This window comes from Streptococcus lishijunsis (assembly GCF_047290665.1).
GTDB lineage: Bacteria > Bacillota > Bacilli > Lactobacillales > Streptococcaceae > Streptococcus.
This window is the reverse complement of sequence record NZ_JBLBUC010000019.1, coordinates 19,720-30,870: the sequence shown is the minus strand read 5'-3', so window position 1 is coordinate 30,870 and position 11,151 is coordinate 19,720. Positions and strand designations below refer to the sequence as shown.

Genomic DNA, 11,151 nt, shown 5'->3' with positions numbered 1-11,151 from the left:
AGGGAAGAACGAGGCACCGATTCCTAATCACTTAGCCAGACAATTTCATCAAGACAAGCCACTAGAAGCTATTGTAACTGACTTGACCTACGTCCGTGTGAATGGGCGCTGGGCTTATGTCTGCCTCATTATTGACCTCTTTAACCGTGAAATTATTGGGAGGTCCGTCGGTTGGCATAAGACAGCTGAGCTAGTGAAGCAAGCCATTCAGAGCATCCCTTACGCTCTGACCAAAGTCAAGCTCTTCCATTCTGATCGTGGAAAGGAGTTTGATAATGGCGTCATTGATGAGATACTTAAGGCTTTTGGCATTATCCGTTCACTTAGTCAGCCTGGTTGCCCCTATGACAATGCCGTAGCTGAAAGTACTTATAGAGCTTTCAAAATGGAGTTCATCCAGCAAGAGACCTTCCGATCTCTAGAAGAACTAACCCTTAAAACTAAAGATTATATCCACTGGTGGAATTACCATCGCCTTCACGCTAGTCTCAACTACCAAACACCGATGGCTAAGCGGATCATCACTTAAGAAAAACACTTTATAAAATGTGTACAGAAAAGTGTTGCCTTTTCAGTATAACAATCAAGTAGAATGAGGACTATTATGAATAGAATGCCACAAAAAAATTACAAAGATAAAGTTCAATATCAGAAAGATTTTCCAACTCTTTTTGATTTTGGTGACATGACAAAATCGGAAGAAAGTTTAGTTAGTGGTCCGCTATGAAACAATCGTTAATCATGCAAGATGTGGTTTTTACCAATAAGACTGCTCAATTGTTGGCTATAATGGATGATGTGGAAAAGGGTAAGAATATGAGTGAGCCTTTTTCAGATGTACAAGATTTAATGGAGAGTTTAAATAGTTAAACTTAACCTAACGACTTATCCAAAGAGGATATAGAAGACGAGTGGGAATGAGGTGTAGGATGAAAGTGGTGCAGCATTGAACCTACAGATTAGTCTATTCATATTGTACTGATACTAGTTTTCACAATATTTGTTATCGATTTAGCACACCGATAATATCAGGTTAATTCAATAAATGATGTTAAAAACAATTATTTAAACATTTGTTTTTATTGCAATATATATCATTTGAAAAAGGAGATGTTGATGGAGAATATATTAGACAAATTTTTTGATAACCATAGGTTGGTTGTTATTCCAAGAAAATTGAAATCAAAAATGCTAGTTTTTCAGTTTTTAAGTGATGAAATAGCTAAATGTGGCAATCAGTTTTCAGAGGCAGAAGTGAATCAGATATTACAATCTTACTATGATGATTATGCCATTTTGCGACGTTATTTGGTAGATTACGGTTTTTTAAGTCGTGATAGTTATGGGACTGTCTATACTGTGACCAACAAGGAGACAAAATGAAAATACTTCTTAGCCGATATTTTATAATGATAGCTGGTTTTTCTATTGGGCTAGCCTTGTTTAACCCTATTTTATATATCTTTTTAATGTCACAGGGTTTCTCCCATGCTGAATTGGGTGTTTACTTAGGCTTATTTTTCTTATTTTCATTTTTGACAGAGGTTCCTTGTGGAGCCATTACAGATGTTATCGGGATTAAGAAAACGTTGCTATATAGTTTTTTTCTTAGAGCGATAGGTTTAATTCTGTTAATGTCTGGGCGTTTTCCATTGCTGCTGTTGTCTGCTTTTATTTCAGCAGTAGCAGAATCTTTTCAGTCAGGGACTCTACAAAGCTGGTTGGTTAATGCCTTAGATGATATGGGGAAAAAAGATGCCCTCACTAAGATTTTTTCAAGAAGTAGTGTAGTAGCCTCTTTATTGACAATGATTGTTGGGTTTATAAGCTCGAAAGTATTGTACCAGTATCAAACTCATTTACCTATTATGATTAGCTCAGGTGTCTTTGTCGTCTTGTTTCTACTCGTTTTAGGTTTATTTTCAGAGTCTCCCCAAGAAAAACGTGTAGATTTATCTGATGTGATGAGAGAATCTTTTCATATTTTTAAGCAATCCGTTAAAGAATTAGTTTTGATACGTGAGTTTAAGTACCTAGTTATTCTTATGTTATTACCCTCTATCCTAGATGTCGGCCCCTCAAATCAATGGCAGGAGGTATTTTCTATCCAAAGCTTGTCCTATTTAAATGGTTATATATGGGTCTTGATATCATTAGCTGGTATTATAGGGAGTTATATTTCTGGGAAAACAAGTGCTATTAAGAATAATCTCAAAGTCATTATAGCATTGTTATTGTTATCCATTCTTTTAGTCATTAGCATGAGTATTATAACACCTTCAGTCATCACCTTAGCATTATTTTTGCTCTATATTATTAGTTTCACGATTTTATCGATTAGGATAAGCATTAGCCTTCATACTGATATCGTCTCTAATAATGACCATAGAACGACGATAGTATCCATATTCTATGCCTTAGAATCTTTAGTGATGAGTCTGGTCGTCTCTATAAATGGCTGGTTGTCAGATATGACATCCGTTCTTAATGCATGGTTACTATTTGCGTTAGGTGTGGGGCTCATCATGACCGTGATTATGGTGAGATTTCTGTGTGATAAAAAGCCAATGGTTGAAAAATGATTGTTAAACACAATTCATTGCCAATTTTGTACCATTTTATGGTATAATGAAATGGTTGCCACCTTTAGTGTAATGGATATCACGTAAGATTCCGGTTCTTGAGATGGGGGTTCGATTCCCTCAAGGTGGATAATATAAGTACTTAAAGCCTTGATATCAAAGGCTTTTTTTGTTTATTGTCCCAAATAATATCGTAACTTTTTTGTATTTATATTTTTACGTTGAGCAAGTAGAAAAACTTTGTCATTATTGTGTCAAGTCGTTTGATGATTTTTTATTAGAAAAAAACCACCTTAAGGTGGTTCTTTCTGTGCTCAGGAATAGTGATACTAGATGTAACACAGTATAGGTTTTACTTGTGTAACAATTTGTGTTCAAGGATTAAGGTATATTCTTTGTATTTGAGATAGGCTTCGTGTAATCTATTAGACTTAATGAGTTCGACACAAGGTTCGATAAGTTCGTGATAGATGTCGTTAAGAAATTGTGATTTATCTTGAGAAGCGTTGATTTTTTGGACGATAGTAGGGGCTACAGAGTAGTAATGCTTGATATCTTGCTCACCACTTGGTAGGTGGACAAGATAGGTATCACGAAAATCCCTAAGCGTCGTTAATTCGTCACAGTCATCTGCAAGATTCATGTAGTCAACAGCAGCAGAAGTGAGGTAGCAACCACTATCATCACGAATTTCATAGTCGTTTCGATTATCTCCGAAGAATCCTCCGCATCGCTCATCTATGTAATTTTGAGCTTCACGTTGAGTTGAGAGGTTGGATATGATAACTTTTCCCTTTTTTAAAACACTATATGACATAAGCAATCTCCTTTAGATACGTCTTGTAACTCATTTGAGAATGTATTAGTTTATGAAAGCTATATAGGAACTAATACCTTTTGTTAGTTATGGCTATTCTTTTTCCTTGATTATCTTTTAGGGGAAAGATTGGCCATATCTTATCAGAAAGCTTTAACAACCTAATACGCGATACTTATATTATCATGTTTTTAAGAGGAATTGTCAAGCTGTACCCGCCTTGAACGAGACCTTGATGAAGTGGCATGCCAAAGGCTTTTATGGCTATACAGATAGGCTAGGACGTAGGCAACGTGCCGATAGCTACGCTAGGACCATCATCAGGTCAACGGTTATGCGTGTTCGAAATGAAATGCGGATACGCCCAGCAGTAGAGCTTGGCATTGATACCTTTTATTACTCTAAGAAGGCAAGTGCTAGGGAGATGTGTGCTCCGCTTCAAGGGCAAATTGTTACTACTGGTAAAGCATGAGTAGAGGCTGGTGAGCGCATAATGACTCTTGATAATTACGGATACGGTAGTGCTGGAGGGTGTTTGGGTATCAACTGTGGGCATATCATGACACCTTTTATTCCAGGGGCAAACTACAAGCCTGATGAAGGTGAAGATATTAAGGGTGTCACGCCTGAGAAAGTCATTGAAAATGCCGATGTACAGGCTAAGCAGAGAGCGCTTGAGCGTAATATTCGCTTTACTAAGGAACAAATTCATGTCGCTGAAAAGCTAGGTGATCCAGAACTTACTCATAAGTATAAGTTAAAGCTAGGGAAACAAAGCCGAGCTCTTAAAGCTTATCTTGATGAACACCCTTTCCTATATCGAGACTATGCTAGGGAGAAATACCAAGAAGATCCATTGAGCTTTGCGAAGAGCGAGATTAAGTTAAGAAAAGAAAAATCTGTTTTAGACAAGCGTAGAGAGTTTGAAAATGGTATAATCGGTATGAAAGCAAAAGATGGTGTAATCATCAACGATGTCACTAAACATTTAGTGGATCGTATTATACAACGTGGTGGAACCGTTGAGACTGTGATAGATGCTTTAAATCATCCTTTAGAGATTACGGATATAAAGTATGATGACGAAGGTAGGCCATCTAAGCAATATCGTGGCAAAATAACTACAGTTGCAGTGAATCCAGATACTGGTAATATAGTTTCAACAAACCCAACTCGTCGTAATATTAGAAAATGTCATGGAGTGTATCGAGATGAAGATTAGTGATTTTTTACCTCAAAAGGATTTTTTGAGACTTCAGCAAATATTGCCGGGTTGGAGCTATTCTGAGGAGTATTCAGAAAGTGAGATTGATGTTTTAGATGAAATACTAGATAATCTAGAACAGCGTAAAGGCTATGATACAGAAGATGGTATTTTCATCGGTAATGTTATCAATCGTTTGAGAACTCATCAGAGTTATTAAAATGTAATTATATAGAATCAAGCACTTAGAGCTATCTAGGTGCTTTTCTTGTGCTCCAAAAAGGAGACATTATGAATGCGTATTTTCAATTTAGGATAGTGATTGAATCGGTCGGTCAGAGATTTGCTGGGTGGGAGAGCTCCTAAAACATTCGCTAAACACCATAGAATGCGGTATAATGACAGTACAGAGTACCAAGAACTAAAAGAGAGTGTGTTGGGTTTAAAGTCAACTAAAGGAGTGGATTATTATGAAAAACTCAAAAAAGATTATCCTGGTAGATGATAATGAGTACATACATTGTCCTGTTTGTAGTAGACTAGTTATGCTTTATGACGTTTGCGAATGCAATTGGGAGAATACTGGAGAAACAAATATAGATGGTGGTCCCAATAAAATGACATTGGAGGAAGCTAAAAAAGCTTATGCACAAGGGTTACCAATTAACTAAGCACTTAGAGCTATCTAGGTGCTTTTCTTGTGCTTAGCATGATAAGGGATTACAGTTATGAAATTAAAAGGCACTTGGTATAGGTGTGGTATAATAGACATGAAGTAGTGACGAACGAGCAGGAGGATTTGTATATGTTAAATATATCAATGGCAGCTTTTTGCAAGGATATGTATCGTATTGTAGAACAAACGATTAGAGATAACCAACCTGTTAAGATTTCAACGCAAAATGGAAATGTAGTTGTCATCAGTCAGGAAGAATATAATAGTATGGTTGAAACCTCGTATCTACTATCAGTACCTGGGTTAAAAAAGCAATTGATAGAAGATAGGGAATCACGATTAGAAGAGTTTGTACCAGAAGATAAAGTGAGGTGGTGACGTAAGAGAAGGTTTGCCACAGATAGGATTATACAATTAGGAATGATATATCAGTTTATATCAACTACAATATGTAGTATTTCGATAATATCAAAAAAGCGATTTCCAAACGGAAATCGTCTTTTTGTGTAAATGGCATGTGAGATAGTTTTATTTTGGTTTAGTCGTTAGCAGATGATCAATCTTGTTATAAACATCCTGTGGATCAGTAGCTACTTGGTATTCAATGTGATATTTATCGAGCTGCTTAAAGAATGTTTCTTGAACTTTAATAATCTGCTGATCTCTCTCACGCATGTTATCTGCTTTACCTTCCACTAAAAGGTAAATGGATGAATCATCCTCTTTTTCTAAAACATAGATAAAATCAGGTGTAGTCGTACCTCCTGTAAATTTAGGGATTTTGATAGCACTTTTTGGTAATTTACCAAATACTGTCACAGCTTTTTCATAACCACGAGTCAGTAAATCTTTTTCTGGATGAACACTGTCGTAATAAACGGGTGGTGTCTCGTACAGATTTCTAGCGTCTTTTGGAATAGTATCTAATTTGTGAACCCCTAATAAATTAGCATTCAAGCTATCTACGAAAGTATTGTCTTTAGGATCAAAAATAGAGGTTCGAGCTTGAAAATCTAGTGCCTCATAACAGTAAGACTGACTATAAGTTTTTTCAAACTCAGCTTTAAAATTCTGAACGAGTTTATTAATACTGGAATAACTTAGATAGTCAGAGTTATTCAGTGTTTTTAGCACTTCTAATACATGTGGATGAATGTCCTTGATGGGTAAGTTAGTTTTTTTAGCCAATTCCTTGATAAAAGCACGATATGGCATACCTGATTGATAGGAGCCTTCATATGCTTGGGAGAGATTTTCTGCAATCTCTATTTGATCATTACCATTGATTAATTCTTGTTTCGAGTAGGTATAGGATTCCCGTTGATAATGATCCCTATTTGAGAAAACATCTTTAGCAACTTTAGCAATAGGAGAAATCTTGTTAGAATTCCTTTCAAAGACTAACATATGCCGCTGAGAGAATTTTTTCCAAAGTTCTTTAACCTTTTCCCAGTTGTCTTGGTTGAGCTTGACCAGTGTTTTTTGGAGTTGTTTGGGTTTGTCTTTTACCTTATCATCACGAAGTTGAGTGTCTTTTAATACAGGATAATAGTCTAGTAACCATTCAAATCCTGATTTGACTTGACCGTCAATCGTAACCTCTTCATTAAATTCATTTGTACGATTGATGATGTTTAAATCATCTAGTTGCTTTAGCAAATCTTCTTGCCGAAAATCTGGATTTGTCTTTTGAACGTCTTCAAGAATCACTTTAATCATGTTATCATCTAGTTTGTTATGATTAAGCAATACCTTACGATCACTATTTATCTCACCTACCAGCTTTTGAGCAAATTCTCGCTCATCAAAGCCAATATGAAATGATAGACGACTCTCGAACTCTTCCTGATGGACACGATGCCCTGTTTCATCAACAGGAAGGCGAAGACCACGACCGACCTCTTGGATTTTACTATTATCGCTACCAGAAGTCCTCAACTTAGCAATAACGAAAACGTTGGGATTGTCCCAGCCTTCTCGCAAAGTCCATTTTGAAAATAAGAATCGTCTGGTAATCCAGTTGCCATGCTTATCTTTAAAACTAAGCAGCTTGTCTTTGTTTTTTAAGATATCATCAACCTCTGCTTGAATAGCATCGTCACCACTACCTCTATCTTCACCAAAATAACCAGCATGAACATTTTGCTTGTCTGACTGAAGGCTCTTTTGAGTTGCCTTTAAAAATGCTAGATAGTCCTGTTCTTGCTGACTTTTACGAGCTTCATAGTCTGCAATAAGTTCTTCTAATTTTTTAGTCAGTAGTCGTTCAAATGTTTGTTTCAGCCACCCTTCATTATCACGATAGGATCGAATGCTATCAATAAAGAATAAGGATAATGTTTTGAGTTTAGGAGCGTTATTAGGGCGAAAGAAATTCTCTTGCTCTTTTTGGAAATGCTCATTGATGGCATCTTTCATAATCATTTCCTGATAAGAAGATTGAAATGTTCCAGGTATGAGAGTCATTCCCTTGCTTAACTCTAAATCATTGCTTAAGACCTTGCTACCAGAATAGACAACATCGCCCTCAAAATCATCATCAACATCTGCCAGATTATCCCCAACATGCAATGTTTTGTAAACATTTCCTTGTTTTAGTATTAACTTTTTGGCAGATACGCTATCGACTATCCAAGCGTTTTGAGCTTTTTGCTCTGAAAGATTTGGATAGAAAATATCGATGCCTTTGACCAAACCGTTATTAAATGAATCCACGGCATTAAGATTATATTGGGGTTCGCCTCGATAGTAATCTTTTTTTACCGATGCATTTCTACTTCTACCAACTTTTATATCTGGAAAAGTCGCTCCAAAACGGATAATCGTTTGCGGTTTAAGGGCTTCAATAGCTTTATAATGGGCTTTATCTCTTGGAAAGCGGTGCGGCTCGTCTATGATAACCACAGGACGTGTTTGCTGGATTGCTTCTAAAGGTTGCGTTGTACCTCCAATCAAGGTTTGGTCGTAGTTTGAATTTTTCATGCTCGGTGAATTAAGCATACCTGCATTGATAAGTAGCACTTGAATGGTAGTAGCGTTTTGTCGACTGCCTTCAATAAAGTTCGTCAAATGTGCGGGAAAGTTTTTTCGTCCTGATCTGGTGTTAAAATCACCAGCATTGATAACATTTAAGTCTATTTTGGCATTTCCGTAAAATTGTGCAAAGTGCTGCTTGGCATAGCTCGATTGGATAAAGTTTTTCGTTCCCTCTTTGATAGCAGGGCTAGGGACGACGATGACAAATTTGAAGATACCAAAGCGTTGATGAAGTTCGTACATTGTTCTGGTATAAACGTAGGTCTTTCCAGTTCCAGTCTCCATCTTAATATCAATATTCTTATCCTCTCGGTCTCGATAGTGAAGTAGTGGATTGGCATACACATAATCTCTATCTGGATCAGTCGTTTGCTTGTCAAGAAGCGGGAAAGCTTCTAAGAGGTGTTTTAGGGCTTCTTCTTGATGAGGCAGTTCTTCTAATAGAATTTTCATAGTAACCTCCTAGTAGCGTTTGACGAGATTAACTTTAGTATCAAGTTGTTTTAAAGCTAATTCTAGTTCTTGCATGCTTTCCATTTCAAAAGAGTATCCGTAGAGTACTATGGTTTGGATGACCTTTTCATTGTTTCCAATGATATTGACAAGTTGCTTAGTTTGCTTGGATGACCAGCCTTCTGCAATCAGATAAAGGCGCTCTGAGTTGATATAGCTTGCTTGGTAACCATCTAAATTCAAAGCTGTCACTGGGCTTAGTATAGAATAACCATCTGCCAAAAGCCAAGTTGTTAGAATGGTCTCTTCACCTGAGCTGCCCTCTCCAAAACCTAAACCTTTAGAAGAAAAAGGACTAATCATATCATCAAAGCCACTTTCATTAAGGAGAATCTGATTACCCTTACTATCTATAAAGGCGCCCGTCTCAATGTCAAAATGCTCTAAATCATCTAAGGTTGCTTGACTTGGCTCTAAAACACGATAATGCTTAAAGCCTAAATCAAATGGCGCAGGTAAATCAGAACCTTTCTCGTCTTTAATCTTTTGACTCGCACGTGTAATACGCTCACGTGAAATCTCGTCGATAGACATATAGCCAGCTTCAAAAGCAGATTTACTTCCCTTGCAAGCTACTTTTGTACCATCGCTGTTTTGGGTAAAGGTTGGCTCTGGTAGCTGTACCATGATATACTTGCGCTTACCACCGTCTTTAGCATTGAGTTGCATAACGGCATCAGCTGTTGTAGCAGAACCAGCGAAGAAGTCGAGGATAAGAGAATCTGTTACAGTAACCTGATCTAGTAAAAATTTTATAAGTGTGTCTGGTTTTGGAAAATCAAATAATTTGTTTCCTAGTAATTTAATCAGACTTTTTGTCGCTACTTCACTCTCAAATAGTCCTAAGTTTTCAAAAATTGGTGTCCCATTTTTTAATTCGTCAGCGTAAACAATTTGAGTAGGTAAACCATTATCATTCTTTGGAAATGCAATCCTTCCCTTTTTTATCATTTGTTTAATAGTATCTTCAGAAAAAGCCCAATTTCCATAGAATTTTCTTCCTGTTAATGGATCAACTATATTAAATCGAGAATTTTGATTTCCTGTAGCTTGTATTGGCATTAAACGCCACCATCTACCATTTTCATCTTGCCTATAGCTTTTTAAACTTCGTTTTTGCCCCTTAAATTTAACGATATCGTGTTTCTTATAGCACAAAATATGCTCCTTGTTAGGAAGAATTAGATTTACCGGTGGTACACCTGAAGTTTTTTCTTTTTTGGTCCAAACAAAATTTGCTACAAAATTCTCCTCCCCAAATATTTCATCCATCAATAATTTAAGATTAGCTTGTTCATTGTCATCAATGGAGACGAAGATAACACCGGTTTCTTTGAGGAGGCGTTTGGCGAGCCAGAGTCTTGGGTACATGAAGGTTAGCCAAGCGGAGTGGGTTGCCCTACCTTGGATAGACTTGAGGCGTTTTAACTCATCATCAGTCATACCAAACATGCTCTGTAATTTGTCGTCGCTATACTCAAATTTATCAGGATATACAAAGCCGTCAGAACCAGTGTTATAAGGTGGGTCGATATAGATGACATCAATGCTGTTTTCATAACCAGCTTGCAAGTGGCGGAGGACTTCTAGATTATCACCTGTAAAGAAAAGGTTTTGGCTATCTTTATTTTCGGGTTTTTCATTGTGGATTTTATCAGGTAACACAACCGTTGTTGGGGCTTCTCCAGCTTGCTTTTTAGCATAGTTTTTACCGATAAAGTTCATCTGATAGCCTGATGTGAGTTCAGTCTGTATGTTATTTTCGTTCAAGGCAGTTTTGAATTTTTCAAAATCAAATTCCCCTGGTAAAACAAGCTCCCCCTCTTCATCGTACTTATCAGCTGTGAAAAACTCGGGTAATCTATCCTTCAATGTTTGTAAAAAAGAAGTAGTGGAGGTCACTTGTGTATTGTGGTCTAAATTATGTTTTAGCATGGCTTACCTCCAATGGCAAACAAAAAAACTCCCTCACAAAAATGCGAAAAAGCCTGTTTTACTGCTTGACAAAAAAGACGCTTGATTACATAATCAGTGTGAGCTGTGAGCTGTGAGCTGTGAGCTGTGAGCTGTGAGCTGTGAGCTGTGAGCTGTGATTGTAGTCATATCAATCGTTCCTTCCTTTGATTATAAATAGTAACTCCATTATATCAAAAAAAGTCAGTACAGCATAGTAGCAGACCGTAGTTTTTGTAAATGATGTGTTAAGGAGATACTGATTTTTTATGGATAATGGCGTCCTGATATGATTTTGGTTTTTGATTTACCGTAGATCTTTACATCTTATTTGATATGTTGGATAATAGTATTATCAAACGAGATAGGA

General features: G+C 36.8%; 11 protein-coding genes, 1 tRNA gene and 1 pseudogene. 10 read left to right on the top strand and 3 right to left on the bottom strand.

Going from position 1 to position 11,151, the window contains the following annotated elements; genetic code table 11:
- The 6 genes from ACLN19_RS07430 to ACLN19_RS07405 form a co-directional block, all read left to right on the top strand.
- A partial coding sequence (locus tag ACLN19_RS07430; RefSeq protein ID WP_413384894.1) for an IS3 family transposase occupies positions 1-529 on the top strand: 529 nt, incomplete at its 5' end.
- 75 nt (positions 530-604) lie between these two features.
- Positions 605-727 (top strand): hypothetical protein, encoded by a 123-nt coding sequence (locus tag ACLN19_RS07425; protein WP_413384892.1) that lies wholly within the window; start codon positions 605-607, stop codon positions 725-727.
- A complete protein-coding gene (locus tag ACLN19_RS07420) occupies positions 724-870 on the top strand; it encodes a hypothetical protein (RefSeq protein ID WP_413384890.1) in 147 nt (48 codons plus the stop codon). Before ACLN19_RS07425 ends, ACLN19_RS07420 begins: the two co-directional genes overlap by 4 nt.
- Before the next feature lie 240 nt (positions 871-1,110).
- Complete coding sequence (locus ACLN19_RS07415; protein WP_413384888.1) at positions 1,111-1,383, top strand: DUF2087 domain-containing protein; 273 nt, start codon at positions 1,111-1,113, stop codon at positions 1,381-1,383.
- Complete coding sequence (locus ACLN19_RS07410; RefSeq protein ID WP_413384886.1) at positions 1,380-2,582, top strand: MFS transporter; 1,203 nt, start codon at positions 1,380-1,382, stop codon at positions 2,580-2,582. Before ACLN19_RS07415 ends, ACLN19_RS07410 begins: the two co-directional genes overlap by 4 nt.
- Before the next feature lie 58 nt (positions 2,583-2,640).
- A tRNA-Arg gene (locus ACLN19_RS07405) sits at positions 2,641-2,712 on the top strand.
- A 222-nt stretch (positions 2,713-2,934) separates the two neighbouring features.
- Here the strand turns inward: ACLN19_RS07405 and ACLN19_RS07400 are convergent.
- Complete coding sequence (locus tag ACLN19_RS07400) at positions 2,935-3,399, bottom strand: CFI-box-CTERM domain-containing protein (protein WP_413384883.1); 465 nt, start codon at positions 3,397-3,399, stop codon at positions 2,935-2,937.
- Between the two features lie 220 nt (positions 3,400-3,619).
- On the opposite strand from ACLN19_RS07400, the pseudogene ACLN19_RS07395 reads away from it, so the two are divergent.
- The 4 genes and pseudogenes from ACLN19_RS07395 to ACLN19_RS07380 all read left to right on the top strand — a co-directional run bounded on the left by ACLN19_RS07395 (position 3,620) and on the right by ACLN19_RS07380 (position 5,657).
- Positions 3,620-4,621: pseudogene (locus ACLN19_RS07395) on the top strand (phage minor capsid protein).
- On the top strand, positions 4,611-4,823 hold the full coding sequence (locus tag ACLN19_RS07390; protein WP_413384880.1) for a hypothetical protein: 213 nt from the start codon (positions 4,611-4,613) through the stop codon (positions 4,821-4,823). The pseudogene ACLN19_RS07395 and the gene ACLN19_RS07390 overlap by 11 nt, the downstream one beginning before the upstream one ends.
- 250 nt (positions 4,824-5,073) lie before the next feature.
- The gene (locus tag ACLN19_RS07385) at positions 5,074-5,274 is read left to right on the top strand and encodes a hypothetical protein (RefSeq protein WP_413384878.1); all 201 of its coding nucleotides are present in this window, start codon (positions 5,074-5,076) and stop codon (positions 5,272-5,274) included.
- Between the two features lie 134 nt (positions 5,275-5,408).
- The gene (locus ACLN19_RS07380) at positions 5,409-5,657 is read left to right on the top strand and encodes a type II toxin-antitoxin system Phd/YefM family antitoxin (protein WP_413384876.1); all 249 of its coding nucleotides are present in this window, start codon (positions 5,409-5,411) and stop codon (positions 5,655-5,657) included.
- A 150-nt stretch (positions 5,658-5,807) separates the two neighbouring features.
- On the opposite strand, the gene ACLN19_RS07375 is transcribed toward ACLN19_RS07380, so the two are convergent.
- The gene (locus tag ACLN19_RS07375) at positions 5,808-8,768 is read right to left on the bottom strand and encodes a type III restriction-modification system endonuclease (RefSeq protein WP_413384873.1); all 2,961 of its coding nucleotides are present in this window, start codon (positions 8,766-8,768) and stop codon (positions 5,808-5,810) included.
- Positions 8,769-8,777: 9 nt separating this feature from the next.
- On the bottom strand, positions 8,778-10,763 hold the full coding sequence (locus ACLN19_RS07370; protein ID WP_413384872.1) for a site-specific DNA-methyltransferase: 1,986 nt from the start codon (positions 10,761-10,763) through the stop codon (positions 8,778-8,780).
- Positions 10,764-11,151 lie beyond the last annotated feature (388 nt).

Bases quoted from the DNA above. Each gene is read 5' to 3' on its own strand.
- ACLN19_RS07425 (WP_413384892.1), top strand. From the start codon at position 605: ATGAATAGAATGCCACAAAAAAATTACAAAGATAAAGTTCAATATCAG.
- ACLN19_RS07420 (WP_413384890.1), top strand. From the start codon at position 724: ATGAAACAATCGTTAATCATGCAAGATGTGGTTTTTACCAATAAGACT.
- ACLN19_RS07415 (WP_413384888.1), top strand. From the start codon at position 1,111: ATGTTGATGGAGAATATATTAGACAAATTTTTTGATAACCATAGGTTG.
- ACLN19_RS07410 (WP_413384886.1), top strand. From the start codon at position 1,380: ATGAAAATACTTCTTAGCCGATATTTTATAATGATAGCTGGTTTTTCT.
- ACLN19_RS07400 (WP_413384883.1), bottom strand. From the start codon at position 3,399: ATGTCATATAGTGTTTTAAAAAAGGGAAAAGTTATCATATCCAACCTC.
- ACLN19_RS07390 (WP_413384880.1), top strand. From the start codon at position 4,611: ATGAAGATTAGTGATTTTTTACCTCAAAAGGATTTTTTGAGACTTCAG.
- ACLN19_RS07385 (WP_413384878.1), top strand. From the start codon at position 5,074: ATGAAAAACTCAAAAAAGATTATCCTGGTAGATGATAATGAGTACATA.
- ACLN19_RS07380 (WP_413384876.1), top strand. From the start codon at position 5,409: ATGTTAAATATATCAATGGCAGCTTTTTGCAAGGATATGTATCGTATT.
- ACLN19_RS07375 (WP_413384873.1), bottom strand. From the start codon at position 8,768: ATGAAAATTCTATTAGAAGAACTGCCTCATCAAGAAGAAGCCCTAAAA.
- ACLN19_RS07370 (WP_413384872.1), bottom strand. From the start codon at position 10,763: ATGCTAAAACATAATTTAGACCACAATACACAAGTGACCTCCACTACT.